Origin of the sequence: Brevundimonas sp. (assembly GCF_041648055.1) — a bacterium.
Classification (GTDB): Bacteria; Pseudomonadota; Alphaproteobacteria; order Caulobacterales; family Caulobacteraceae; genus Brevundimonas.
The window spans coordinates 507,050-534,046 of record NZ_JBAZPS010000001.1 but is presented as its reverse complement, the minus strand read 5'-3'; the positions used below and the strand labels follow the sequence as shown (position 1 = coordinate 534,046).

Annotated in this window: 21 protein-coding genes; 16 read left to right on the top strand and 5 right to left on the bottom strand. The window is 65.7% G+C overall.

Annotation, left to right across the window (positions count from 1 at the left end; all coding sequences use genetic code 11):
- Positions 1-235: 235 nt before the first annotated feature.
- The 8 genes from flgK (at position 236) to WC585_RS02495 (ending at position 9,642) form a co-directional block, all read left to right on the top strand.
- Positions 236-2,347, top strand: coding sequence for a flagellar hook-associated protein FlgK (gene flgK, locus WC585_RS02530; protein ID WP_373255937.1), 2,112 nt, complete (start codon positions 236-238; stop codon positions 2,345-2,347).
- Positions 2,347-3,270: a flagellin gene (locus tag WC585_RS02525; protein WP_373255936.1), complete on the top strand. Its 924-nt coding sequence runs from the start codon at positions 2,347-2,349 to the stop codon at positions 3,268-3,270. Before flgK ends, WC585_RS02525 begins: the two co-directional genes overlap by 1 nt.
- A gap of 62 nt (positions 3,271-3,332) precedes the next feature.
- Positions 3,333-4,574 carry a putative DNA modification/repair radical SAM protein gene (locus WC585_RS02520; RefSeq protein WP_373255935.1) on the top strand — a complete coding sequence of 414 codons (1,242 nt, stop codon included), beginning with the start codon at positions 3,333-3,335 and terminating at the stop codon, positions 4,572-4,574.
- On the top strand, positions 4,574-6,019 hold the full coding sequence (locus WC585_RS02515) for a UdgX family uracil-DNA binding protein (RefSeq protein ID WP_373255934.1): 1,446 nt from the start codon (positions 4,574-4,576) through the stop codon (positions 6,017-6,019). Before WC585_RS02520 ends, WC585_RS02515 begins: the two co-directional genes overlap by 1 nt.
- Positions 6,020-6,133: 114 nt before the next feature.
- Positions 6,134-7,249 carry an MlaE family ABC transporter permease gene (locus tag WC585_RS02510; protein WP_373255933.1) on the top strand — a complete coding sequence of 372 codons (1,116 nt, stop codon included), beginning with the start codon at positions 6,134-6,136 and terminating at the stop codon, positions 7,247-7,249.
- 71 nt (positions 7,250-7,320) lie between these two features.
- Positions 7,321-8,082, top strand: coding sequence for an ABC transporter ATP-binding protein (locus WC585_RS02505; protein WP_373256778.1), 762 nt, complete (start codon positions 7,321-7,323; stop codon positions 8,080-8,082).
- A gap of 13 nt (positions 8,083-8,095) precedes the next feature.
- Positions 8,096-9,034 (top strand): MlaD family protein, encoded by a 939-nt coding sequence (locus WC585_RS02500; protein ID WP_373255932.1) that lies wholly within the window; start codon positions 8,096-8,098, stop codon positions 9,032-9,034.
- Positions 9,031-9,642 (top strand): ABC-type transport auxiliary lipoprotein family protein, encoded by a 612-nt coding sequence (locus WC585_RS02495; protein WP_373255931.1) that lies wholly within the window; start codon positions 9,031-9,033, stop codon positions 9,640-9,642. Before WC585_RS02500 ends, WC585_RS02495 begins: the two co-directional genes overlap by 4 nt.
- A gap of 6 nt (positions 9,643-9,648) precedes the next feature.
- On the opposite strand, the gene WC585_RS02490 is transcribed toward WC585_RS02495, so the two are convergent.
- Positions 9,649-10,299, bottom strand: coding sequence for a 3-oxoacid CoA-transferase subunit B (locus WC585_RS02490; RefSeq protein ID WP_373255930.1), 651 nt, complete (start codon positions 10,297-10,299; stop codon positions 9,649-9,651).
- Positions 10,299-11,003 (bottom strand): CoA transferase subunit A, encoded by a 705-nt coding sequence (locus tag WC585_RS02485; protein WP_373255929.1) that lies wholly within the window; start codon positions 11,001-11,003, stop codon positions 10,299-10,301. Before WC585_RS02485 ends, WC585_RS02490 begins: the two co-directional genes overlap by 1 nt.
- Positions 11,004-11,202: 199 nt before the next feature.
- Here WC585_RS02485 and WC585_RS02480 point away from each other — a divergent pair, with 199 nt between their 5' ends.
- From WC585_RS02480 to WC585_RS02445, 8 genes are all read left to right on the top strand, one after another.
- Positions 11,203-12,117 (top strand): DUF459 domain-containing protein, encoded by a 915-nt coding sequence (locus tag WC585_RS02480; protein ID WP_373255928.1) that lies wholly within the window; start codon positions 11,203-11,205, stop codon positions 12,115-12,117.
- Between the two features lie 17 nt (positions 12,118-12,134).
- Positions 12,135-13,535 (top strand): MBOAT family protein, encoded by a 1,401-nt coding sequence (locus WC585_RS02475; protein ID WP_373255927.1) that lies wholly within the window; start codon positions 12,135-12,137, stop codon positions 13,533-13,535.
- A 13-nt stretch (positions 13,536-13,548) separates the two neighbouring features.
- A complete protein-coding gene (locus tag WC585_RS02470; RefSeq protein WP_373255926.1) occupies positions 13,549-13,986 on the top strand; it encodes a hypothetical protein in 438 nt (145 codons plus the stop codon).
- 228 nt (positions 13,987-14,214) lie between these two features.
- Positions 14,215-16,716: a prolyl oligopeptidase family serine peptidase gene (locus tag WC585_RS02465; RefSeq protein ID WP_373255925.1), complete on the top strand. Its 2,502-nt coding sequence runs from the start codon at positions 14,215-14,217 to the stop codon at positions 16,714-16,716.
- Positions 16,717-16,821: 105 nt separating this feature from the next.
- Complete coding sequence (locus WC585_RS02460) at positions 16,822-18,219, top strand: circularly permuted type 2 ATP-grasp protein (RefSeq protein ID WP_373256777.1); 1,398 nt, start codon at positions 16,822-16,824, stop codon at positions 18,217-18,219.
- 141 nt (positions 18,220-18,360) lie between these two features.
- Positions 18,361-19,293 carry an alpha-E domain-containing protein gene (locus tag WC585_RS02455; RefSeq protein ID WP_373255924.1) on the top strand — a complete coding sequence of 311 codons (933 nt, stop codon included), beginning with the start codon at positions 18,361-18,363 and terminating at the stop codon, positions 19,291-19,293.
- A 9-nt stretch (positions 19,294-19,302) separates the two neighbouring features.
- On the top strand, positions 19,303-20,127 hold the full coding sequence (locus WC585_RS02450; RefSeq protein WP_373255923.1) for a transglutaminase domain-containing protein: 825 nt from the start codon (positions 19,303-19,305) through the stop codon (positions 20,125-20,127).
- A 102-nt stretch (positions 20,128-20,229) separates the two neighbouring features.
- Positions 20,230-20,958 carry a peptidase gene (locus tag WC585_RS02445; RefSeq protein ID WP_373255922.1) on the top strand — a complete coding sequence of 243 codons (729 nt, stop codon included), beginning with the start codon at positions 20,230-20,232 and terminating at the stop codon, positions 20,956-20,958.
- A gap of 106 nt (positions 20,959-21,064) precedes the next feature.
- Here WC585_RS02445 and WC585_RS02440 read toward each other — a convergent pair whose 3' ends face one another.
- The 3 genes from WC585_RS02440 to WC585_RS02430 are packed head-to-tail and all read right to left on the bottom strand — an operon-like array spanning position 21,065 to position 26,882.
- Positions 21,065-22,351, bottom strand: coding sequence for a hypothetical protein (locus WC585_RS02440; RefSeq protein WP_373255921.1), 1,287 nt, complete (start codon positions 22,349-22,351; stop codon positions 21,065-21,067).
- Positions 22,352-22,383: 32 nt separating this feature from the next.
- Positions 22,384-25,494 (bottom strand): TonB-dependent receptor plug domain-containing protein, encoded by a 3,111-nt coding sequence (locus WC585_RS02435; protein ID WP_373255920.1) that lies wholly within the window; start codon positions 25,492-25,494, stop codon positions 22,384-22,386.
- Positions 25,495-25,523: 29 nt separating this feature from the next.
- Positions 25,524-26,882, bottom strand: coding sequence for a dicarboxylate/amino acid:cation symporter (locus WC585_RS02430; protein ID WP_373255919.1), 1,359 nt, complete (start codon positions 26,880-26,882; stop codon positions 25,524-25,526).
- Positions 26,883-26,997 lie beyond the last annotated feature (115 nt).

Below are 26,997 nucleotides of genomic sequence, written 5' to 3'. Positions count from 1 at the left end.
GCTATGATCAAACTTGCCGCGTGGTGACGGTATTTGCCCGGTAGGCAGGGCGATTTGCGTCGCTTGTCCGTCTGGCCCGCCGCTTGCGCTCCTGATCAGCCATGACCCAGGCGCGAAACACGATCTTGCGTAATATCAGTGACTTGACGGAAGCGCCCGCGCGCGCCGCCGGGCAAAAAGCGCATGTGGCATGGCAGGCTTTGCCGGGTGCCGCCCGTGACGGAGGGCCGTTCGCATGACCCTGAACGCCATCATGAATACGGCCAGCAGCGGCCTGTCGGCGGCCCAGACCCAGCTTCGGGTGATCTCGGACAACGTCTCCAACGTCAATACGCCGGGTTATGTCCGCAAGATCGCCGATCAGAAGACCCTGACAGGCACAGGCATCGGCTCGGGCGTCGAGATCGCGCGCATACGCCTGGCCACCGACACCTTCCTGCAGGCGGCCAGCATGAAGGCAGGCGCTGAATCTGCCCGCCAGACCGTGCGCTATGAATTATACGACCGGATCCAGTCGCTGTTCGGCGACCCCGGTGGCGACAACGGCTTCTTTTCCCAGATCGACAGCCTGTTCTCGGCCTTTGCGGCCAGCGGCGAGAACCCGACCTCCTCGCCCAGCCGCCAGGACGCCCTGTTCAAGACCCAGGCCCTGTTCGACGAGGCCGGGCGGATCAGCAAACAGATCGATGCGGTCCGCCAGGACGCTGACGCCCGCATCCTCAGCGCGGTCGAAAAGGCCAACAGCCTGCTGGAACAGATCGAGGGGCTGAACCTGGAAATCGCTCGCGCCTCGGCGACCAAGGGCGATTCCTCCGGTGCTCAGAGCGCCCAGTCGAGCCTGTTGAGCGAGCTGTCCAAGCTGATGGACGTGCAGATCACCCAGCGCCCCATCGGCGGGGTGACGGTGCGCACCAATGGCGGGGCCATGCTGGCCGGCCAGGGCGTGGGCAAGATCAGCTACAGCCCGACCGGCACGGTCACCAGCACCAGCGCCTTCAACGAAATCTATGTCACCGAGCCCAGCGGCCAGAAGCGGGCCCTGCTGGACGGCATCACCTCGGGCGAGATCAAGGGTCTTGTCGAACTGCGCGACGTGGATGCGCCCGCCGCCGCCGCCCGGCTGGCCGAACTGGTCAGCCACGTCGCCGACGAGCTGAACCGCGCCCACAATGCCAACACCGCCGTGCCTGCGCCCAACCGCCTGACGGGACGCAACGTCGGCCAGTCGCTGGAAACGGCGCTGGCGGGGTTCACGGGCCAGACGACCATCGCCGTGGTGAACGCTGCCGGGGTGATCCAGAGCCGAGCCGACATCGTCTTCTCGGGCGCGACCATGACGGTCAACGGCGTGGCGGCGGACCCGACCACCTTCCTGGCCACGCTGAACAGCCAGCTGGGCGGGGCGACGGCCAGCTTCGTCGACGGCAAGCTGAGCATCCAGGCCCCGGCGGGCAACGGCATCTCCATCGCCGACCCGGCAGGTGCCGCCTCGAACAAGGCGGGGCGGGGCTTCTCCCACTATTTCGGCCTGAATGACCTGGTCGCCACCGACTCCCCGGCCATCTATGACACCGGCCTGACCGCCGCCTCGGCCCACGGGTTCACCGCCGGCGAGACCATGAGCTTCCGCTTCACCGACGAGCGCGGCGCGCGCATCCGTGACATCGAGGTGGCGGTCCCCGCCGGCGGCACCGTGGGCGATCTGATCACGGCCCTGAACGATCCGATCACGGGCGTCGGTCGCTACGGCAGCTTCAGCCTGGGGCCTGACGGGGCGCTCAGCTATACCGGCGCAGGCAATCCGTCGCCGAGCATGAGCGTCCTGGACGACCGGACGAGCCAGGTCCCGTCGGGCGTCTCGGTCTCGGCCCTGTTCGGGATCGGGGAGGGGACGCGGGCCTCGCGCGCCGACAGCTTCACCATCCGCTCCGACATCCGCACCAGCCCGGCCAATCTGGCCCTGGCCCAGCTGAACCTGGGCGCGGCCGCAGGCTCGGCGGCCCTGACCAGTGGCGACGGACGCGGGGCCCTGCTGCTGGCCGACGCCGGTCAGCGCACCAGTGCCTTCCAGTCGGCGGGCGGGGCCGCGGGCGGGTCGATGTCGGTGTCGCGCTATGCGTCGGAACTGGCCGGCGATATCGGCGGCAAGGCCGCAGCCGCCAAGACCCGGGCCCAGACGGCCGACGCCCTGGCCAACGAAGCCAGCGCCCGGCAGATTTCGCAGGAGGGCGTCAACCTGGACGAGGAACTGGTGCTGATGACCACCTATCAGCAGGCCTTTAACGCCTCGGCCCGCATGATCCAGGCCGCCAAGGACATGTACGACACGCTGCTGGGGATGGTCTGATGAACCGCGTTGCCACCTTTGGAAACTATCAGTCGGCCCTGCTGAATCTAATGAACACGCAGATGAAGGCCAACGACGCCCAGGAACGGGTGTCGACCCAGAAGAACGCCACCGATCTGGTCGGCTTCGGACGCCAGTCGGAGACTCTGACGGCGCTGAAGGGCTCGTCGGCGCGATTGCAGGGGTTTCTCGATACGTCCAACTCGGTCGCCGCGCGCCTGACGTCGCAGGATCTGGCGATGAACCGCGTCGGCGAAGGTACCGAAGGCATCCGCTCGGCCCTGGGCAATGCCATCGCGGCCGACACCAGTGTGGGCCTGATGACCGAGCTGGAGGGCCTGTTCCAGTCGGTGCGCGGCGGCCTGAACTCCAAGCATCAGGGCAACTATCTGTTCGCCGGCTCGTCGGTGGATGTGGAGCCTCTGGCCGCCGAAACGATGTCGGACCTGACCACGGGTCCGCTCGCCGCCCAGTTCCGCAACGACAGCCTGAAGACCGCCAGCCGCGTGGCCGAGGGCACCACGCTGGAGACCGGTGTTCTGGCCAGTGACCTGGGCACCGACACCCTGGCCATCCTGCGCGACATCCAGGCCTTTCACGAGGGGCCGCAAGGTCCGCTCAGCGGCAAGCTGACGGTACCGCAGAAGACCTTTCTGACCAGCCAGCTGACCTTGCTGGAACAGGCGGGCAAGGCCGTGACGGAAAAGACCGCCATGACCGGGGCCCAGGCCAATCAGGTCGACACCCTGATCGCCAGCCAAAAGGATCAGATCGCTTCTCTGGACGGCCTCGTCGCGGATCGCACCGATGCGGACATGCTGAAGGCCGTGACCGATCTGCAACTCTCGCAGGTCGCCATCCAGGCCTCGGCCCAGGTCATCAGCCAGCTGCGCCAGTCGACCCTGCTCAACTATCTGAGCTGACGCGACAATTCGTTCCACGGCCACGCTGGACGTCACAGCAGTATTGGAACATACCATGAACGATGGCGCAGCTCGATCTCAAGCGGAAACTGTCGATCCTGGCTGATGCGGCCAAATATGATGCCAGTTGCGCGTCTTCCGGCACGACCAAGCGCGACTCGCTCGGTGGCAAGGGCATCGGCTCCACCGAGGGCATGGGAATTTGCCACGCCTATACGCCGGACGGCCGCTGCGTCTCCCTGCTGAAAATCCTGCTAACCAATTTCTGCATCTACGACTGCGTCTATTGCATCAACCGGGCGTCCTCAAACGTGCAGCGGGCGCGGTTTGATGTGGACGAGGTCGTGTCGCTGACGCTGAACTTCTACAAGCGCAACTACATTGAGGGGTTGTTCCTGTCGTCCGGCATCATCCGTTCGGGCGACTATACGATGGAGCAGCTGGTCCTGGTGGCGAAGAGGCTGCGGATCGACCACGGCTTTCGCGGCTATATCCATCTGAAGCTGATCCCGGAGGCCGATCCTCGACTGATCGAGGAGGCGGCGCTTTATGCCGACCGGCTGTCGGCCAATATAGAGCTGCCGCGCGACGAGGCCCTTCATCGGCTTGCGCCCCAGAAGGATGTCGCCGTCATCAAGAAGGCGATGAGCCAGGTGCGCCTGGGCGTGGAAGCTGCGAAGCCGTCAAAGAAGGACCGCATCAAGCCGCCGAAATTTGCGCCCGCAGGCCAGTCGACCCAGCTGATCGTCGGGGCGGACGGGGCACCGGACACGGAGATCATCGACCGGTCGGCGTCGCTGTATGGCGGTTACGGCCTGCGCCGCGTCTACTATTCCGCCTTTTCGCCCATACCGGATGCGTCCAGCGTCCTTCCCCTGACCAAACCGCCGCTGATGCGCGAGCATCGGCTGTACCAGGCCGACTGGCTGATGCGGTTCTACGGCTTTTCGCCGCCCGAGATCGGCGAGGCGACGGTGGATGGCATGCTGGATCTGGCCATCGATCCCAAGCTGGCCTGGGCGCTGAACAGCCGGGCGCAGTTCCCGGTCGATGTGAATACCGCCCCGCGCGAAATGCTGCTGCGGGTGCCCGGTCTGGGCGTGAAGTCGGTCAACCGGATCGTCCAGGTGCGGCGCTGGCGCACCCTGCGGCTGGAGGATATCGGGCGGCTGTGCCGGGGTATCGACAAGGTCCGGCCCTTCATCACCGCCCTGGACTGGACGCCGGGCGGCCTGACCGATGCCGCCGATCTGCGGGCACGCCTGACCCCGGTCGAGAAGCCGGTGCAACTGAGCCTGTTCTGATGCGGGTCGCGACCCTGGCCAGCGAGATCGATTTCGACGGCTGGCGCAAGGCCGCGCGGGCCTTCCGGCTGGAAGGCGTGGAGCCGTCGCAGGCGCGGTTCTTGGTGGCAGGCAGTGAAGATCAGGGAGGCCTGTTCGACGCGACGCCCGTGGATTTGCCTGCCGCGACGGCGACGCAAGAGTTCGCTGTTCCCAAGGCCTTCGTCGATCTGGCGCAGGCGGTCATCCTGCACCGCTCGGCCGACCGGTTCGACCTGCTGTATCGCCTGCTCTGGCGACTGCGGGACGAGCCCGATCTGATGAAAGTGGTCACCGACATCGATGTCGCCGACGCCTTCGAGCGCGCCAAAAATGTCAGCCGGGCCAGTCACAAGATGAAGGCCTTCGTCCGCTTTCGCGAGGTTCAGGACGAGCAGGGCGAGGCCTGGGTCGCCTGGTTCGAGCCCGCGCACCGGGTGCTGGAGCGCACGGCCCCCTTCTTCATGCGTCGGTTCACGACCATGCGGTGGTCCATTCTGACGCCTGACGGCTGCGCCTTCTGGGACGGCCAGGCCCTGACCTTCGGCCCGCCCGCGACGCGCGACATGGCCCCGACCGAGGACGAGATCGAGGAGTTCTGGAAGACCTACTATGCCTCGACCTTCAATCCGGCGCGCCTGAAGACCGGCACCATGCAGGGCGAGATGCCCAAACGGTACTGGAAAAACCTGCCCGAGGCGGCGCTGATCCCCGAACTGATCGCCAAGGCGTCGGCCCGCGAACAGCAGATGGTCGCCGCGCCCGCATCCACGCCAAACCCGCGCCTGGCCCAGACGCTGTCGCCGATCGTCCGCAAGGGTGAGGTGGCCGAAGACTATGTGCCCACTTCGCTCGACGACCTGAACCGCGCCGTTCAGGGCTGTCGCCGCTGTCCGCTGTGGCGCGATGCGACGCAAGGGGTGTGCGGGGTGGGCACCACCGCAGCGCCCCTGATGATTGTCGGCGAACAGCCGGGCGATCAGGAGGACCTGTCGGGCCAGCCCTTCGTCGGTCCTGCCGGCCAGGTCTTGAACACCGCGCTCGACGAAGTCGGCATCGACCGCGAACAGGCCTTCGTCACCAATGCGGTCAAGCATTTCAAGCACGAACCGCGCGGCAAGCGTCGCCTGCACAAGACCCCGGTGGCCAGCGAGGTCACCGCCTGCCGCTGGTGGCTGGACAGCGAGCGGCGACTGGTGAAGCCACGCCTGATCGTGGCCTTGGGCGCGACGGCGGCGCTTGGTGTGCTGGGCCGCAAGGTGACGATCGGCAAGGAGCGCGGTCAGCCGATCGCCCTGGATGACGGGGCCACCCTGATGATCACGGCCCACCCTTCCTATCTGCTGCGGATTCCCGATGAGGCCGGGCGGGCGGCGGAGCGGGCGCGCTTCGTCGAGGATCTGGCGCGCGTCCGGACAGCCCTTTGAAACGCATGAGCGATTGTGGCTGAACGAATACGGTTCAGCAGCGTTGTCATCGGCTGATGAGCTTTGCCGTTCAAGGAACGTGGTCAAAGCCTACGGGGCGATTTAAGTAGCGACATGGCCGCAGCGGACTTTGACATCGACGATGGCGGCTCAGGCCTGACCCTGCGGCTGACCGGCGACTGGACGGCGACCGAGCTGGGCCGTGTCTCGCGTCGCCTGGATGAACAGATGAATGACCGCTGCATCGACGCGGTCGACCTGAAGGATCTGGGCCGTTTCGATACCGCCGGAGCCTTGGCGATCGTGCAGGCCTCCAACTGTGTCCTGCCCAAATCGGCCTGGTCGGAGCGGCCAGAGGCTGGGCGTACCTATGCCATGGTGGAGAAGCTGGAGCGCGAGAGTGCCCCACCGCCACGCCGCCCCCTTCCGGTCGTGCGGTTCTTCGGAAAGATCGGCCTGGGCGTCTACGACGTCGCCACCGAGGCCATGCTGTCGATGGCCTTCCTGGGCCGGTTGATCGTGGCGGTCGGGACGGCCTTCAAGAACCCCGGCCGCATCCGCTGGGCCGCCTGGTTCAGCCAGGGCGAGCGCGCTGGCCTAGATGCCATGCCGATCATCGCGGTGACCAACTTTTTCATCGGGGCCGTCATCGCCCTGCTGGGAGCGAACCTGCTGTCGCAGCTAGGGGCCGGAGTGTTCACGGTCCAGCTGGTCGCCGTGGCCGTTCTGCGCGAACTGGCCGTGCTGATCACCGCCATCCTTCTGGCCGGTCGTTCGGCCTCGTCCTTCGCCGCCGAGATCGGCTCCATGCGGATGACGCAGGAGGTCGACGCCATGCAGGTGATGGGCGTCAATCCGTTCCAGGCCCTGGTTATTCCGCGTCTGGCGGCCATGGTCATCATGATGCCGCTGCTGACCTTTGTGGGCATCATCACCGGCCTGTTCGGCGGGCTGCTGGTGACCTGGGGCGTGCTGGGTTACGGCCCGATCTTCTTCATCCAGCAGATGTCTCAGGACCCCTTGATGGGCAATCACCTGATGGTCGGCATGATCAAGGCCCCGATCTTCGCCATCGTGGTCGCGGCTATCGGCTGTCGCCAGGGCATGGCCGTGGCCGGTGATGTCGAAAGCCTGGGACGCCGGGTGACCGCCGCCGTGGTCCAGGCCATTTTCGCCATTATCTTCCTGGATGCCGTCTTCGCCATGATCTTCATGGAGCTGAACCTGTGACGGATACCGTGAAGGACGACACCGTCGTTACGCCCGCCGGCGACCAATCTGCCAAGACGGGGCCGGAAAACCTGATTGAGGTGCGTGGTCTCGTCAGCCAGTTCGGCGACCAGGCCCCCATTCATGAAAACCTCGATCTGGACGTGGTCCGGGGCGAGGTTCTGGGCGTGGTCGGCGGTTCGGGCACCGGCAAGACGGTGCTGCTGAACACCATCATCGGCCTGAAGGAGCCCGAGGCCGGCTCCATCAAGATCTTCGGGCATGAAACGGCCGATATGACCAAGGCCCAGGCCGCCGACATCGAGCGCCGGACCGGCATCCTGTTTCAGCAGGGGGCCCTGTTTTCCTCCCTCAGCGTGCTGGACAACGTCGCCTCGCCGCTGGTGGAGCATACCAACCTGTCCAAGGCTGTGATCCGCGAACTGGCCGAGATGAAGATCGCCATGGTGGGCCTGAAGCCCGAGGTGCATCATCAGAAGCCGGCCGAATTGTCTGGCGGTATGAAGAAGCGTGTCGGCCTGGCCCGTGCCCTGGCGCTGGATCCCGAACTGGTCTTTCTGGACGAGCCGACGGCCGGTCTGGACCCTATCGGGGCCGCGGCCTTCGACGATCTGATCCGCCAGCTGTCGGATGATCTGGGCCTGACCGTCTTCATGATCACCCACGATCTGGACAGTCTGTACGCCATCACCGATCAGGTGGCCGTCCTGGCCGACAAGCACGTCGTTGCCAAGGCCCCGGTCCGCGAGCTGGAACGCTCGGACCATGCCTGGATCAAGGAATACTTCCTGGGGCCGCGCGGACGCGCCGGTTCCGGATCGAAAGCGGCCTGAGGAGAGCCGACCCATGGAAAGAGACGCACACTACGCCGCCGTCGGCATCGCCACCGTCGCCCTTCTGGCGGCCCTGGCGGTGTTCACGATCTGGCTGGCCCGGCTTCAGTTCAACAACGACTACGACGTCTATGACATCGTCTTCTACGGCCCCGTACGCGGCCTGTCCGAGGGCGGCGAAGTCCACTTCAACGGTATCCGCGTGGGTGAGGTCACCGACCTGAACCTGGACCCCAACAAGGGCGATCAGGTCATCGCGCGTATCCGCGTCGATGGCACCACGCCCGTGCGCGTCTCCTCGCGCGCCCAGCTGGAACCGCAGGGCATCACGGGCCTGAACTACATTCAGATCACCGCCGGCGACGCCAACAGCGCCATCCTGAAGAGCCAGTATCCGGACAACGTCATTCCGGTGATCCAGAGCCAGCCGTCGCCGATCGCGGAGTTGCTCAGCGGCTCTGGCACAGTGCTGGCCCAGACTGTCGATGCGCTGAACCGGATCAACCGCGTGTTGTCCGACGACAACGTGCGCAGCTTCTCGACCAGCCTGAAGAACGTCGAATCCCTGACCGCCGAACTGGAAGCGCGCAAGGGCATGTTCGAGCAGCTGGAACAGGCTCTGGCCAAGGCCAACTCGGCCATCGGCGAATATGAGGCCCTGGGTGCCGAGGCGCGTCGTCTGGTCGAGACGGACGGTCGTTCCGCCATCGCCAACATCAACTCCGCCGCTGAAGAGGCCCGCGGTGCCATCGCCACCATCAACCGCACGGCCGAGGGTGTGGAGGGTCCGCTGACCGACTTCACCGCCACCGGCCTGCCGCAACTGCAACAGTCGATCCAGGGCCTGGAAGACGCCACCCGTTCGCTGGAGGGCCTCGTTGATGAGGTTCGCGCCAGCCCGCGTGACTTCATCGGCCGTGCCCCGACCCGTGAACTGGAGGTTCAACCGTGATCCGATCCAACCTGCTTCGTCTCGCTGCCGTTGGCGCGACCGCCATCTCCCTGTCGGCCTGCGCCCTGTTGTCCAGCCCGGACCCTGTCCAGACCTATCGCTTCGGTGGCGTCTCGGGCCAGGCGGCGACGCCGGTGGCCGATCCCATTCTGGTCGGGATGCGAAGGGTGGAGATGCCAGAGGCGGCCGAGGGCGACCGGCTGCTGGGCGTTACCGGTACGGAAACCGCCTACATCGGCGGTGCCCGCTGGATATCTCCGGCTGCGGACCTGCTGACCGATAGTCTGGAGAATGCCTTTGCCAGCCAAGCGACACAGGTCCGTCTGATCGGCCCTCGCGAACTGGCGCGCAGCACGCGGACGCTGGATATCGATATCCGCGCCTTCGAGACGCGCTACCCCGCCCCGGAAGCTGTGCCTACGGTCGTCATCACGGCCCGGGTGCGCCTGCTGACCCTGCCGGAGCGGCAGGTGAAGGTGGAGCGGATCTTCACGGTCGAACAGCCCGCCGCCGCCAACCGCGTGGGGGCCATCGTCGAGGCCTATGACCTGGCCACGCGCGATCTGAACACCCAGATCGTGGCCTGGACCGAAGCGAACGCAGCCTGACGCCGATCAGGCCAGGCCGGGTGCGATCGTATAGGTCGCCTCGGTCTTGGCCGCGACGTCGTCCAGGGTCACCCCGTCGGCCAGTTCGATCAGCTCCAGGCCCGCGCCGTCCGGCTTGACGTCGAACACCGCCAGGTCGGTGATGATGCGGCTGACCACGCCGGTGCCGGTCAGGGGCAGGGTGCAGGCCTTCAGCACCTTGGACTGGCCGTGCTTGTTGGCGTGATCCATGACCACCACCACCCGCTTGACGCCTGCGACCAGGTCCATGGCACCGCCCATGCCCTTCACCAGCTTACCCGGGATCATCCAGTTGGCGATGTCGCCGTTCTCGGCGACCTCCATGGCTCCCAGGATCGACAGATTGATATGGCCGCCGCGGATCATGGCAAAGCTGTCCGCGCTGCTGAAATAGGCGCTCTCGGGAATCTCCGTGATCGTCTGCTTGCCCGCGTTGATCAGGTCGGCGTCCTCTTCTCCGGCAAACGGAAACGGCCCCATGCCCAGCATGCCGTTCTCGGACTGCAGGGTCACTTCCATTCCGGCGGGGATGTAGTTCGCCACCAGGGTCGGGATGCCGATGCCCAGGTTCACATAGAAGCCGTCCTGCAGCTCCTTGGCGGCGCGTTCGGCCAGTTGTTCGCGGGTGCGGGGCATCAGACGGCCTCCCTCTGACGGATAGTTCGCTGCTCGATCCGCTTCTCGAACGTGCCGACGAACAGACGGTCGACGTAGACGCCGGGCGTGTGGATATGGTCCGGGTCCAGCGCGCCGGTGGGCACGATCTCCTCGACCTCGACCAGGGTCACCTTGCCGGCCGTGGCCATCATCGGGTTGAAATTGCGGGCCGTCTTGCGGAACACCAGATTGCCGCGCTCATCCGCCTTCCACGCCTTTACGATGGCCAGGTCGGCGACGAGGCCCGTCTCCATGACATAGTCGCGGCCATTGAAGTTGCGCACCTCCTTGCCCTCGGCGACCAGGGTGCCGACGCCGGTGGCTGTGAAGAAGGCGGGGATGCCCGCGCCGCCCGCGCGGATGCGCTCGGCCAGAGTACCCTGCGGGTTGAACTCCAGCACCAGCTCACCGGCCAGATACTGGCGCTCGAACTCCTTGTTCTCGCCCACGTAGGAGCTGATCATCTTGGCGATCTGGCGGGTTTCCAGCAGCTGGCCCAGGCCAAATCCGTCGACTCCCGCGTTGTTGGAGATGACCGTCAGCCCCTTGACACCACTGTCCCGCAGGCCCGCGATCAGGTTCTCGGGAATGCCGCACAGGCCGAACCCGCCGGACATGACGGTCATGCCGTCGAACGTCAGGCCGTCCAGCGCCGCCCGCGCATCGGAGACAATCTTCCGCATCGCTTCCTCTTTTCATCTTTTGATGAATATCTGATCTTCAGTCGTCTCTAGCTTTCCCCGCGCGGGCGGGCAAGCGCAAGGCGCGATCCGCGCCGAACCGTAATCGGCTGACATCTTCTGTCAGGGTTGGGGGGCTGGAGACGGCGGCGAAAAAGGCTAAAGGTCGGTGCGACAATCTGGCTTTTTGGGAACCGTGGGAATGAGCGTGCGCAAGGTCATCAATGCCCTGACCCTGATCTTCTTGATCGGCGTCGTGGCGGGTCTGGCCCTGACCCCGGACGGTCGGCAATGGCTGCGACATCCGACGTTGATGCTGGGCAAAAGTCAGACTGCGGAAGCATCGACGACGCCAGAGGTTCCTGCCCCCGTACCCGTCGCTGACACCATCCGCCCGGCCTTGCCGACGACGGCTGTCGATACCCGCACCGTCACCCCTCTGTCCCAACGCCTGGCGCAGGGCCCGCTGAAGATCGGCGTGTTTGGCGACTCCATGGCGTCGGACCTCTACACCGGCCTGTACCGCGACATGCAGGCCTATCCGAACGTGACGGTCAGCAAGTTCACCCAGCCCGCGACCGGCCTCGCCCGCTACGACTTCGTGGACATTCAGGCCAAGACGCAAGGGCAACTGGCCAATGCCGACCTGGATGTCGCCATCATCGCTTTCGGCACAAACGACGGCCAGGGCATGGAGGTCGACGGCACCGTCCATCCCTTCGGCAGCGACGGCTGGAAGTCCATCTATGGCAAGCGGGTCGACGACCTGATCGCCCTGCTGAAAAGCCGTGACATCGCCGTTTACTGGGTCGGCAATCCGCGCATGCGCAGCGATGCCTTCAACACCAAGATGCAGATCATCAACGATCTGGTCCGCAGCCGCATGCAGGCCGCCAATGTCACCTTCATCGACATGGTGCCCCTGACCGCCGACGCCCAGGGCGGCTATGAGGCCTATGGCCAGGATTCAAACGGTCGCCGCGTGCTGATGCGCAAGGACGACGGCATGCATCTGTCGCTGGCCGGTGTGATGCACGTCAGCGGCAGCATCGTCGATCGGTTGACGCGCGATGCGGGCCTGGCCCTGCCGCAACCCGCCACCCAGCCTGCCGCCTGATCGCCGGGACCGACTGAATGCTGTTCCCGACCCTGGCCTTCGCGGTCTTCTTCCTGATCGTCTATTTCGCGACCTGGGCGCTGGGGGCGGAGAACCGGTCCCGCAAGATCTTCCTGCTGCTGGCCAGCTGGTTCTTCTATGCCCAGTGGGACGAACGGTTCGTCGCCCTGCTGATCCTGTCGGCGGTGCTGAACTGGGGCATTGCGGCGATGATCGCGCGGCGGGCCCCCGACCGTCGCAAATGGCTGCTGGTTCTGGGCGTCACCGCCAATCTGCTGATCCTGGGGACGTTCAAATACTACGGCTTCTTCGTGGAGCAGTTCGCCAACCTGCTGGCCCCGCTGGGCTGGGGGCGCGACATCCAGATCCTTCAGATCCTGCTGCCGGTGGGGATCAGCTTTTTCACCTTCCAGGGCATCAGCTATGTCGTGGACGTCCATCGCGGCAAGACCCCGCCGGCCAAGAGCCTGCTGGACGTTATGCTGCTGATGAGCTTTTTCCCGCATCTGGTGGCCGGGCCCATCGTGCGGGCCTCGGACCTGCTGCCGCAGTTCGACAAGGCCCCGCGCCTGACGCGCGAAGCCGCCACCTGGGGCCTGCTGCTGATCGTCTGGGGCCTGTTCAAGAAGTCGATCATCGCCACCGAGATCTCGGTCAATCTGGTGGATCCGGTCTTCTTCGATCCGTCGGCCTACAGCAGCATCGACATCGCCTTCGCCGTCTATGGCTATGCGGTTCAGATCTATTGCGACTTCTCGGCCTATTCGGACATGGCCATCGGGATCGCGGCCCTGCTGGGCTATTCCTTCCCGCGCAACTTCGACCAGCCATACCGGGCTTCGTCGATGCAGGATTTCTGGCGGCGCTGGCACATCAGCCTGTCCAGCTGGCTGCGCGACTACCTGTATATCCCGCTGGGCGGCGGCAAGAAGGGGCTGTGGGCCAGCTGCCGCAACGTCTTCATCACCATGCTGCTGGGCGGCCTCTGGCATGGTGCGGCCTGGACCTTCCTGGCCTGGGGCGCGCTGCACGGCTTCGTTCAGGTGGTCGAAAGGCTCGCCAGGTCGGTGCTGGGCGATCGCAAGGTCATGCCGACGGTCATCGGCGTCATCGTCACATTCCACATCGTCTGCCTGGGCTGGATCCTGTTCCGCGCCGAGAGTTTCGGCATGGCTGTGGCGATGCTCCAGGGCCTGGGCCGACCGGGTCCGGTGCTGGCCCTGACGCCACTGCTGCTGGCGCTGGTGGTCGGCGGCCTGGCCATGCATTGGCTGCCGCCGCGCGCCATCGAGGGCGTGGCGGTGCGGCTCAAGGAGGCTCCGGCCCTGACGATTGGCCTGCTACTGTCCGCCGCCTTCCTGATCCTTGAGGCGGCCCGGCCCGACGGCGTCGCCCCCTTCATCTATTTCCAGTTCTGAGGCGGGAGGCGTCATGACCCACGAGCCCGATCGCACACCGACCCCCACCCGGTCCGATCCCGTCAGCGACTGGATACCGGATGCCGATGCTCACGACCTGCGCACCTTCCGCGGGCGGCTGCGCGCCTTCGGTCGCAGCCTGTATCCGGTCGAGCCACCTCTGGATGCCGAGGCGACGGCGGCCGCCGACCGGCGCTGGACCGATGTCGTCATTCTTGTCGTCGCGGTCTTCATGCTGACCTTCAATGCGGTCTCGCCCCAGAACTGGTCGCGCGAACAGCCGCCAGGCTGGTGGTCGGTCACGGTCGGGCGGGTATCCGAGGTCTGGGTCGATCAACTGGCCCAGATCGGCACCGACATGCCGCGCCAGGGGATGCGCGACATCTGGCACAGCTGGCAGGACGCCCGCTTCCCCGGTCAGGAACCGGCCGAACCGCGCCCTCCGACCTGAATATCTATAGTCCGCTCATCCCGGCGAAAGCCGGGACCCAGAGCTTTGGATGATCGGTGTCGCGGTGCGTGCGCGGTCACTGGCCTGAATCACCCGCGCCAAGCTGGACAGAACTGGGTCCCGACTTTCGCCGGGATGAGCGGCAGGGGATGGGTTGACCCAAGGGCACGCCGACCCCTAGCGTGCCGCTCCCGTCGGGCTGGCGGGGTGTCATGGGACTGTTCTGAAATGCGTCATCGTCTGCTTGGCCGGGCTCTGCCCGCGTTCGTTCTTCTGGCCGCTATCGCCGGTCCGGTCCTGGCCCAGGAGGCACAGAACGGGGTCGCCTATCAGCAGCCGCCGGCACCGATCGCCCAGATCCTCGATACCAAGCCGACGCCGACCCCGTCGCTCAGCCCCGATGACACCACGTTGGCCCTGTTCGACCGGTCGAACCTACCGTCCATCTCCGAGCTGGCCGAGCCCATGCTGCGGCTGGGGGGTTACCGGATCAATCCCCGCAACAACGGCCCGGCCAACAGCCGCATCAGCTGGCTGACGGGCATGAGTTTCCAGCAGGTCGAGGGCGGGGCCATCCGTCCCGTCAGCCTGCCTGCCAATGCGCAGTTCACCTCGCCCAGCTGGTCGCCCGACGGCAAGTCGGTGGCCTTCCTGATGGATGCACCCCAGGGCATGGAGCTCTGGGTCGCCGACGTGGCTGGCGCGACGGCGCGCAAGGTTGCCGAGGGCTACGTCAATGCCGCCGCCGGTGCCGGTTTCGACTGGCTGCCCGACAACTCCGGCCTGGTGGTCCGCATAGTGCCCACCGGGCGCGGGGCGGCTCCCGATACCACCCGCCCACCATCCGGCCCGACGATCTCCGAGACCGGCGGCCGTGCCGCCCCGACCCGGACCTATCAGGACCTGTTGTCCGATGCGGGCGACGAGGCTCTGTTCGACCACTATTTCACCTCCCAGCTGGCGGTGGTGTCGCTGGACGGTACGGTGCGGCCCATCGGTCAGCCCGGCGTGATCCTGGGGGCGGCTGTGTCGCCTGACGGGGCCCATGTGCTCCAGACCCGCGTCAAGAAACCTTACAGCTATGTGGTGCCCGCCGGCCTGTTCCCGTCCGAGGTGACGGTCACGGACCTGCAAGGCCGGGTCCTGCATCAGGTCGCCGACCTGCCCCTGCGCGACAACATCCCCACGCCGTTCGATTCCGTCGCCCCTGGTCCGCGCTCTGTCCAGTGGCGCGCCGATGCCCCCGCGACCCTGGTCTGGACCGAGGCTCAGGACGGCGGCGATTCCCGTGCTCCTTCGGAGGTCCGCGACCGCGTGCTGATGCTGGCTGCACCGTTCAACAGCCAGCCGGTCAAGCTGATCGATCTGGACGAAAGGTATGGAGGTGTCGACTGGGGCCGCGACGACCTGGCCATTGTGGGGAGCCGCTGGTTCAACACCCGCAACGAGACCCGCTATGTGGTCGATCCGTCGAACCCGGGCCAGGGCCGTGTCCTGCTGGAGCGCAACTATCAGGACCGCTACAACAACCCCGGCTCTCCGGTGTCACAGCCGACCGGAAACGGCTTCAGCGTCATGCGCTTTACGCCGGACGGCTCGCGCGTGCTCATGACGGGCGCGGGTGCCACGCGGCAGGGCGAATATCCCTTCTTGGCGGCGATGGACCTGAACACGGGCCAGTCCGAGCGTATCTGGACCTCGGCCCCCGGGGCCTACGAAAGTCTGGTCGGTATCCTCGACGACGAGGGTCGCCGTCTGGTCACACGGCGCGAGACGAAGGACATGCCGGGCAACCTCTACATCCGCAGCCTGGACGACGATCAGGCGGCGGCTCCGGCCACGGCCCTGACGGCCTTCCCCGACCCGGCTCCGCAACTGGCCGGGGTGTCGCGTGAACTGATCACCTATACCCGCGCCGACGGCGTCCAGCTGTCGGGTACGCTTTATCTGCCCGCCGGTTACGACAAGACCCGCGACGGCCCTCTGCCGCTGGTCATGTGGGCCTATCCGGCAGAATTCACCGACGCCGCCGTGGCCGGTCAGGTGGTCGACACCGACAACCGTTTCGTGCGTCCCGGCGGCTCAAGCCACCTGTTCCTGCTGACCCAGGGCTATGCCGTGCTGGACAATCCGACCATGCCCATCATCGGCGTGAACGGGGCCGAGCCCAACGACACCTATATCGAACAGCTGAGCGCCAGCGCCGCGGCGGCCGTCAAGGCAGTGGTCGATCTGGGCGTGGCCGATCCGGACAAGATCGCCGTCGGCGGTCACTCCTACGGGGCCTTCATGACCGCCAACCTGCTGGCGCACACCGACCTGTTCCGCACCGGCATCGCGCGCTCGGGCGCCTATAACCGGACCCTGACGCCCTTCGGCTTCCAGGCCGAACAGCGCACCTACTGGGAGGCGACCGAGACCTATCAGGAGATGTCGCCCTTCACCTATGCCAACCGGGTCAATGAGCCGATCCTGCTGATCCATGGCGAGGCCGACGACAACTCCGGTACCTTCCCGGTGCAGTCGGAGCGGTTCTATGCCGCGCTGAAGGGGCAGGGGGCGACGGTTCGCTACGTCGTCCTGCCGCTGGAGGCCCACGGCTATCGTGCGCGCGAGTCCGTCGGTCACACCCTGTGGGAGACGGTTCGCTGGCTGGATCAGTACGTCAAGAATGCCGGCCCGCGCGAAGTGGCGGCGGCTCCGGCGGGGGCGGCTTCGGGTACCCCCTGAATTCGTCGTCGCCGCGCTGCAACAATCTTGTTGCAAGGCTGTTGTGTCTCGGTCCACCCTGATCGGACGCATCAGCATGCAGGAGCCGCGTTGGCGTTTGACGAAATGTCCGGAATGGGCGGCGAGGTCCGCGACAGCTATCGGGGCCTCGCCCGGTGGCTGGCGGACGCGCCGGAGGGTCTGTTGCAGGCCCGGTCGCGCCAGGCCGAGCTGTTCTTTCGCCGCATGGGCATCACCTTCGCCGTCTATGGCGAGGCCGAGAGCAGCGAGCGCCTGATCCCCTTCGACGTCGTGCCGCGCATCATCGGCGCGGCCGAATGGTCGGGGCTGGAGGCGGGCCTGGTCCAGCGGGTCAATGTCATCAACGCCTTCCTCGCCGACATCTATGGCAAGCAGGAGTGTCTGAAGGCGGGGGTCATCCCCGCCGAACTGGTCCTGACCAACCCCTACTACGTGCCGCAGATGCAGGGCCGCCGCCCGCCGCGTGACATCTGGGTCCAGATCGCGGGCGTGGACCTGGTTCGCACCGGCGAGGACGGCTTCTATGTGCTGGAGGACAACTGCCGCACGCCGTCGGGCGTCTCCTACATGCTGGAAAACCGCGAGATGATGATGCGGTTGTTCCCCGACCTGTTCGCCGACTATCCGGTGCGCCCGGTCGAAACCTATGCCGACATGCTGCTGGCCAGTTTGCGAGGCTGCGCACCGGTCGGGGCGGGGTCGGACCCGACCATCGTGGTGCTGACGCCCGGGCCGTTCAACTCGGCCTATTACGAACACTCCTTCCTGGCCGACAAGCTGGGGGTGGAACTGGTCGAGGGCAGTGACCTGTTCGTCGACGACGACCGCGTCTTCATGCGTACGACGCAGGGGCGCCAACAGGTCGATGTCATCTATCGCCGTCTGGACGACGACTTCCTTGATCCCCTGATGTTCCGCCCGGATTCCGCCCTGGGCGTGCCCGGCCTGATGACGGCCTATCAGGCAGGCAATGTGGCGCTGGCCAATGCGGTCGGCACCGGCGTGGCCGACGACAAGGCCGTCTATACCTACATGCCCGAGCTGATCCGCTTCTTCACGGGCGAGGCGCCGATCCTGAAGAACGTCCCCACCTGGCGCTGTCGCGAGCCGGAGGCACTGAAAGAGGTGCTGTCCAATCTGGATCAGCTGGTGGTCAAGGAGGTCGGCGGTTCGGGCGGCTATGGCATGCTGGTCGGCCCGGCCTCGACCAAGGCAGAGGTCGAGGCCTTCCGCAAGAAGCTGATCAACGACCCCGACGACTTCATTGCCCAGCCGACCCTGGCGCTGTCGACGGCTCCGACTTTGGACAAGGGCGAGCTATCCAGCCGCCACGTCGATCTGCGCCCCTTCGTCCTGTCCAGCCCGGACGGCGTGAAGGTGGCCCCTGGGGGCCTGACCCGCGTGGCCCTGAAGGCCGGATCGCTGGTGGTCAACTCCAGCCAGGGCGGCGGAACCAAGGACACCTGGGTGCTGGATGTTTGAGATGATGGCACCGCATTCCTCCCCCACCGGGGGAGGGGGACCGCGTAGCGGTGGAGGGGGCATACCCCAGACACCGGCGCTTGCAGTCAGCCCCCTCCACCATCCTTCGGATGGTCCCCCTCCCCCGAGGGGGGAGGAATAATGCTGAGCCGTACCGCAGACAGCCTGTACTGGACCGGCCGCTATATCGAGCGGGCGGACTTTCTCGCCCGCATCCTTGAGGCGACGCTGCGCCTCGCCGCCATCCCCACCCGCGGCGACGGCGATGCCGAGACCGTCTGGGCCAGTGCCCTGGCCTCGGCCGGTGCGCCCAAGGCGCTGGGCCGGTCGCCGACGGAGAAGTCGGTGCGTGAATATCTGGCCTTCTCGACGCTGAACTCCTCCTCGATCACCTCCTGCATCACGCGCGCGCGGACCAATGCCCGTTCCGTCCGCACAGCCCTGACGGTGGAGCTGTGGGAAGCGATCAATGGGGCATGGAACGGTCTGGCCGACCAGGGACAGCCGACGCGCCGCGACGACTTCGTGCATTTCCTGGAGTGGGTGAAGACCGTCACCCTGTCGGTCGAGGGTGCTACCAGCCGGACCATGCTGCGCGGCGACGCCTACTACTTCCTGCGGCTGGGCGCGGCGATCGAGCGGGCCGACAACACCGCCCGCCTGCTGGACGTCAAATACCACCTGCTGCTGCCCGAGGGCGAACGGGTCGGCGGACAGCTCGACTATTTTCAGTGGACCACATTGCTACGCGAGGTTTCGGCCCTGACGGCCTATCGCTGGGTCTATCGCGACTCGGTCAAGCCGTGGCTGGTGGCCGACCTGCTGGTGCTGAACCGCCAGATGCCGCGGTCGCTGGCCAGTTGCCAGGCCTCGATCGTGCGCTATCTGGAGCGGCTGTCGTCCGACTATGGTCGTCGCGGACCGGCCCAGCGGCTGGCCCAGGAGCGGATGCGCGCCTTCGACGGGGCCAATATCGACGCCATTTTCCAGTCGGGCCTGCACGAATACATCCAGTCGTTCCTGTACGAGAACGGTCGGCTGGGCCAGGCCATCACCGACCAGTATCTGAGCTGATCCAGACCCATGCGTATCCGGATCGACCACTCCACCACCTATTCCTACGATCGCGCCGCGCGGTTCATCATCCAGACCCTGCGTCTGACGCCGCGCACAACTGAAGGCCAGACCGTGCGCGACTGGCGGATCGAGACCGACGTTGATGCCCGCCTGAGGGAATCCGAGGACGCCTTTGGCAACATCGTCCACGCCCTGTACACCGAAACGCCGACCAACAGCCTGACGGTACGCGTCACCGGAGAGGTGACCACAGTGGACACGGCCGGGGTCGTCCGCGCCGGCCGCGAACAGTTGTCGCCCATCGTCTATCTGCGCGAGACGCCCCTGACCAAGCCGGACAAGCTGATCGCGGTCTTCGCCTCGGAGTTCAAGGCGCATCCACCGCTGGAGCGGATGCACCGGCTGACCAGCGCCATCCACAGCTCCGTCGCCTTCGAGATCGGGGTGACGACGCCCACCCACACGGCCGCCGAGGTCCTGGCCCTGGGTCGCGGCGTCTGTCAGGACCACGCCCACGTCTTCGTCTCCGCCGCCCGTTCCATGGGAGTGCCCGCCCGCTACGTCTCCGGCCACTTCCTGCGTAGCGACCGCAACGACCAGGACGCCGCCCATGCCTGGGCCGAGGCCTGGATCGAGGATTTCGGCTGGGTTGGCTTCGATCCTGCGAACGGCGTCTGTCCGACCGACCGCTATGTCCGGGTTGCTGTGGGTCTGGACTATCTGGGGGCCGCCCCGGTGCGCGGCACCAGCTATGGCGGCGGCGGTGAGCGACTGGCGGTCAAGCTCAACGTGCGTGATGCCGACATGCAACAGGGTCAGCAGCAGGCATAGGCAAGTGCGTGACAAGGCAATGACGGTCGCGCGAATCGGCTACTGTCGCTCAGCCGACTTTGGGCGTCGCAGGACGGGGATCCGGTGACTTATTGCGTAGGCATGCTGGTCGAAGAAGGCCTGGCGATGATCGCCGACACCCGCACCAATGCCGGTGTGGACAACATCTCGTCCTATCGAAAGCTGCACGTCGTCAATCAGCCCGGCGAACGGGTGCTGGGCGTCTGCACGGCCGGCAATCTGTCGGTGACCCAGACCGCGCTGGCCATGGTGCGGGACGGTGTCCACCTGCATGTCGGCGAACCGTCCGAGACGCTGGAGACCGCACCCACCCTGTTCCGCTGTGCGCAGTTGCTGGGCCACGCCTTGCGCGAGACCCGCCTGTCCATCGCTCCGGCCATGGAGGCCGACAGCCTGAACACCTCTGCCTCCATGCTGCTGGGCGGCCAGATCGCGGGCGGCGAGATGGGGCTGTATCTGATCTACAGCCAGGGCAATTTCATCGAGTGCGGCCTGGACACCCCCTACCTCCAGATCGGCGAGCTGAAATACGGCAAGCCCATTCTGCAAAGCGGCCTGTCATCCGACACACCCCTGTCCACCGCGATCAAGCTGGGGCTGATCTCGTTCTCCACGACGATGCGATGCAACGTCGGGGTCGGCTCGCCCTTCGACATGCTGACCCTGAGACGGGATTATCTGAGCGGGGACGAGCGCCGGATCGACAAGGACGACGCCTATTTCACCGACCTGCATGAGCAATGGACCCGCGCCCAGACGGCGGCCCGCCGCTCCATGCCCGAGCCTCCGTGGATGAACGGCCAGGTTTAGGCTCCGTCATCGCGGCCAGAACCTGTATTCGACCGGGGTTGCGGGGGCTAGCCCCGCCCACGTTTGCAATCGGCCGGTCTGGTAACCCGCCGCTGATGATTCAGCGTCAGGGCGTGACGAACAGACAGGGGCCTTGCCTTGACCACAGGGTCTCGCAGCGCCTCTGGAAACCGGCGGGGTCGGGTTTGGCGGCACCATCGATCCAGCCCTCCAGCGCATCCAGGGCAGTCATATAGCTGGCGTCTGACAGCTTGCTGTGGTCGGCCTCGTCGGTGGCCACCTGGACCAGCCACTGCGACCGGCCCGCAGCTGCAACCGTGGCGGTATAAAGCGCCTCGACATCGTAACTGACGGTCGGGTCATGCAGGGCATGCAGGGTCAGGGTCGGGCGCACGATCTGGCCGGTCAGGTCGGCGTCATGGGCCAGCATCGCCACGCCTTCGGGGTCAGCGACAAACCGCTCTACCCCGGCATTCAGGGCCGCGTCGCCGGACGAGCCGCTATAGACGGTCTGGCTGTTGTCGAACGGGTTACGCCCATCCAGACGGCGCATCACCATGTCCTGAAACAGGAAGGTGGCCCAGTTCATGTGGCTGACCAATTCGGCCTCTTCGATGCCGATCACGGCCAGAATGTCGCGCAGTTTCGCCGCCTGTTCGGGCGTTCGGCGCTCAGCAGGCTTGTCCACCCCGGTGCAGGTCTCGATCCGGCGACGCAGCTCGGCCCGTGTCATCCGGCTGTCCAGCGGCAGGCCTTGCCAGACGGGATACTGTGTCTCGTTCGGCTCGGGATGATTTGCGCAATAAAACTGATAGACGGCGCGCAGGTCGGCGCGAAAGCCATAGGCCCGCGTCCCGCCCGATACGATGCCATTGGTGATCAGGACGCCGTCGTAGTTCCAGCCGTCCTCGGCATTACCGGCATAGAGCTCTGACGCCTTGGCTGCGACGTTTCCGCCCCAGGACTGACCGTGCAGCAGGGTGCGCTGGGGGCGACCGTACAGCGACCAGAAGATCTTGCGGGCATTGTCCGTATCCTCGGCCGCCATCCGCACGCCATAGCCGCCTCGGCGATAGGTCGAGCCGATCCAGGCATAGCCGTGGCGCACCATGACCGAGAACCGGTCCAGGTCTCCCAGCTCATCTTCTGCTTCGGGACTGCCGGTGCGAGGTCCGCCATGCGAGTGGACGATCAGGCGGCGGTTCCAGTTGGCCGGAACCGCCGCCACGAACCAGGCTCCGTTTTCGTCCTGGCCCGACACGCAGCGCGTGCCGCGCCCGGTCGAGGCCGGACAGTCGATCCGTTGGGTGCGGACGGTGGGTTCGTTCGGCTGCGCCTGACCTGGCGACGAGCTCAGGACAAGCGCCGCTGCGATAAGGCCCAGTCGTTTCATGTCCCGAACTCCCGTCTGTTCCTTAACCTCGATCAGAAGGTCTTGGAAATATTGACGTACCACGACCGGCCATACGGACGCTGTACCGAGCCCAGATAGCCGTTCTCAGCTAGAGACGGTCCCTCGTCGGCCAGATCACGCACCCCGACCCGAACCGCAGTGCCAGACGCGAAGCCCGCTCCGTCGAAGGTGTACTGGCCGTAAAGATTGGCGACCCACTGGTCCTGAACGACCCAGGGTTCGCCCGTCGAACTTAGCAGGCTGGTCTGCTGCACGTCGCCGACATACTGGGTCGACAGACCCGCCCGCCACGGACCGCTGCGCCAGATAAAGGTCGTGCTGACCTTCCACTCCGGCCGGCCGTTCACGGCGATCAACTGACTGGAATCCGGCAGGGGCGTCAGGGCATCGATCGTGCCGTTCTCCCGGGCCTCATACAGGGAATCGATGATATCGCCCGGCTCACGCGAATAGGTCAGAAGCTGTGAGGCGTTCAGGCGGAAAATAAAGGTGCCCCACTCCGTCCGACGTTTGGCCCAAGAGAAGCCGAAGTCGATGCCCTCCACCGTCTGGGGCAGCAGGTTGACGAACTGGTCGTTGATCGAGATCACCTCGCCGACCGGGGCCAGTCCGCTGCCGTCGAACAGGGCGACGTCGTCAGCATCCGGCGCGGCACGCACCACGTTCGGGTTGGATCCGCCCTCGATGCGATTGAGGTAGTCCAGCGTCAGCGCTGCCTCGGCCCCCAGCAGGCCGACGATCTGTTCCTGTTCGATCTTCCAGCGGTCGACCGTAAAGGTGAAGTCGCCCCAGCCTTCCGGCACGAAGCGCGGCTGGAAGACGATGCCGATTGACTGGTTGGTGCTTTCCTCAGGCTGCAGGTCCGGGTTGCCGGCGATCAGCAGCGATGCGCTCGCCCCCTGACCGCACTGGGCCATCGATTCGATCGTTCCGGCCCGCAGCGCAGGCTCGCAGCGAATGAAGTCGGTGCCGCCTGCCAGACGGGCATACTGGGTGGCATTCACCTGTTCCAGGTTCGGTGCGCGGAAACCCTCGGAGTAGGAACCCCGGACCCGAAGACCATCAATGATGTCCCAGGCCACGGCCACCTTCGGCTTGGCGACGCTGCCGAAGTCCGAATACTCCTCGAACCGTCCGGCGACCTGCATGTCCAGGCTGTAGACGAGCGGGACGTTCATGTCAGGCGACACGAGGGGAACGGCAAATTCGACGAAGGCCCCGGCGACTGTGCGGTTGCCGCGCGTGTCCGGGTTGGGGCTGACGGCCGCGACGTTCGAGGGGTTGGTCTCCCCCGTCACGCTGTCGGTAAAGGTGATGGTGCCGTCGACGTTCTCGTCCCGGTCATCGAACTGGGTTTCGCGCCGGAACTCGGCCCCGAAGGCGACGCCCATCGGCCCGGCCGGCAGCTGGAACAGGTCAGGCCGCGACATCTTGAAGTCGGCCAGGGCCAGGGTGGTCCGAGAGAAACGCCGCATGTCGAACATGATCGCGTCGATCGCGGCCGGACTGGACGGCGAGCAGTCGCCGACGCTTGTCGTGGCGATACAGCCGCCGGAGAAGGGGTTGTAGGCATCCGGCGTGGACAGCGACAGCTGCTGTTGTAGCGCGGTCATGTTGATGTTGGGGGAGGTGTCTTCGGCCTCGGCCTCGGAATACAACAGCGCCCCTTCCCAGTCGAAGCCGCGCCATTCACCACGCAGTCCGCCCAGGAAACGGGACTGGAAATTCTTGACCGTCACGGTCTGGAAGCCAGTGTCTACGAAGCGATAGTTAGAAAGCAGGATCGGCAAGCCTGCCGCCGGAACATTGGTCAGGCCCTGAAGGCGGTTGGGATTGGCCGTGCCGTCGGCAAAGGTCACCGGACCGAAGGGGTTCCAGTAGTTGGAGGCCGGAATCCAGATGTCGTTCAGATTGATGACCGGCGGCTGAATGGCGCGGCTTTCGGCGCTGTACAGGCCGATCTCGCCAAACAGGGTCACGTTCGGGGTCAGGTCATAATGGCCGGTCAGGAAGACGTTGGTCCGCTCCAGATCCGACCTGACCGTCGTGCCGGCGCGCGTGTCGTAACGAAGTTCGCGGATCGAACCATTGTATGATCCCGCCCCACTGACCAGGCACAGGCCGTTGTTCAGATTGGCTCCTGAACAGTCGAAGCTCTCTGGCTGAATCCGGAATGCACCCGCCGCCGTGGCCACCACCGTGCCGTTGACGCGCGGGCGCTGAGCCGTCGTACTGCCCGGCGTGCTCAGCCGTGCCCAGGGTGTGTAGGACGAACGGCCATCCGGCACTGTCGAGGTCTCGAAGCCCGGCTCGTTGGCGAAGAAAGGCCGCATGTCGTCGCTGAAAGTGAAGTCCTGGTCCTCGGCCATCATCGCCGAGCGATCGCTGTAGTTGGCGAACAGCGAGACATTGCCGCGGTCGAAATCCTTGCCCGCAAAGATGTTGGCCTCGAACTCCCGCAGGCCCGTGCCCTCGGCCCCGCTGTACTCCGCCTCCATGCGCAGTCCGTCGAAATCGTTCTGCAGGACGGTGTTCACCACCCCGGCTACGGCATCGGCCCCGTAGATGGCGGCCGCGCCGTCCAGCAGGACTTCCAGACGCTCCAGTCCCGACACGGGAATGGCGTTGGAATTGTAGCTCAGCACCGGCACCGTGCCGGTGTCGGACGTGCCCTGGCTGGTCGGGTGCTGGACCATGCGGCGACCGTTGATCAGCACCAGGGTATTGCCGACGCCCAGCGAGCGCAGATCGACTGAGTTGACGTCGCCTCGAGCCGAGTTGCTGGTTTGCGGTCCGTTGGATTCCTCGAACTGCACATCGCCCATCTGGGGGATGGAGCGCATCAGGTCGTCGCCGGACGAGGCCCCGATGGCGTCGATCTGTTCCTGGTCGAACACGACGACCGGCAGGGCTGCCGTGGTCGAGGCTCCCCGGATCTGGGAGCCGACGACGACGACTTCTTCGAGCTCGGTCGCGGTCGGGTCCTGCTCGTCGGTGCCGGTCGCGGCGACAGGCTCAACCGTGTTGCCGGGCACGCTCTGCGCCGCCGCCATTCCGGCCGAGGCGATGAGGGCCAGCGAGGCGGTGCCGCCCAGCAGCAGGGTGCGATGAATGTTTCTCATGGTCTTGTCCTCCCAAATGCCTCGATCGTTCAGTCGATCGTTATGGCGTCCTTGTCTCCGGGCCCCGCCGCCGGATCGGGCGGTGCGGCCAATGCTTTCGGCTTCGACCCCAGCGCCAGATTCATGGCCTCGCGGTCGAGTTGCCCCTCCCAGCGCGCGACGACCAGGGTGGCCACGGCATTGCCGATGAAGTTGGTCAGGGCCCGGCATTCGCTCATGAAGCGGTCGATACCCAGGATCAGGGCCATGCCCGCGATCGGCACCGACGGCACGACCGCCAGCGTCGCCGCCAGGGTGATGAAGCCCGCACCGGTGATGCCTGCCGCCCCTTTGGAGCTCAGCATGGCGACCAGCAACAGCAGGATCTGGTCCTGCAAACTCAGGTCGATGTTCATGGCCTGGGCGATGAACAGTGCCGCCATGGTCATGTAGATGTTGGTGCCGTCCAGATTGAAGGAATAGCCCGTGGGCACGACCAGCCCGACCACCGACTTGGCAGCTCCGGCCCGCTCCATCTTCTGCATCAGGCTGGGCAGGGCCGCTTCGGACGACGAGGTGCCGAGCACCAGCAGCAGTTCTTCCTTCAGATAGGCGACCAGTCGGAAGATCGAGAAGCCATTGGCCCAGGCGACCAGGCCCAGGATGCCGAAGATGAAGATCAGCGACGTCAGGTAGAAGGTGGCGATCAGGGCTGCCAGGTTGGCTATGGTACCCAGGCCATAGGCCCCGATGGTGAAGGCGAAGGCTCCGAACGCCCCGATCGGGGCCGCCTTCATCAGTATGGCCACCAGTTTGAAGACGATCTGGCTCAGCGATTCGAACGCCCTCTGCACGGGGGCGGCCGCGTCGCCGATGATAGCCATCGCGATCCCGAACAGGATCGACACGAACAGGACCTGCAGGATGTTGCCTTCGACGAAGGCGCTGAACAGGGTGTCGGGAATGATGCTGGTCAGGAAGCCGACGATCGTCGTCTCATGCGCCGCACTGGCATACTGGGCGACGGCCCCGGCGTTCAGCGTCGCCGGATCGATGTTCAGGCCGCGACCGGGCTGAACCACATTGGCGATGATCAGGCCGATGATCAGGGCCAGGGTCGAGAAGAAGAAGAAATAGGCAAAGGCCTTGGCGGCCACCCGCCCGATCTGTTTCAGGTCCCGCATGCCGGCGATACCGGTCACGATGGTCAGGAAGATCACCGGCGCGATGATCATCTTCACCAGCTTGATGAAGCCGTCGCCCAGTGGCTTCAGGCTTTCGCCGAACTCGGGGAAGAAGTGGCCGATCGCACCACCCGCCACGATGGCCAGCAGGACCATGAAGTACAGGCTGCGATAGAAGGGTCGACGAACGACGGGCGCGCCGGGCGCGGCAACTGGATGCAACAAGAGACCTCCCTTGGGTCCCGTGCCGGGTCCCGGTCTGCACGACGCTCTGTGGCGCGATTGCGACCAGTATCGGTGAAGGAAAATCTGCGGCAAGGCGGACGATCCGGTGCAGCAG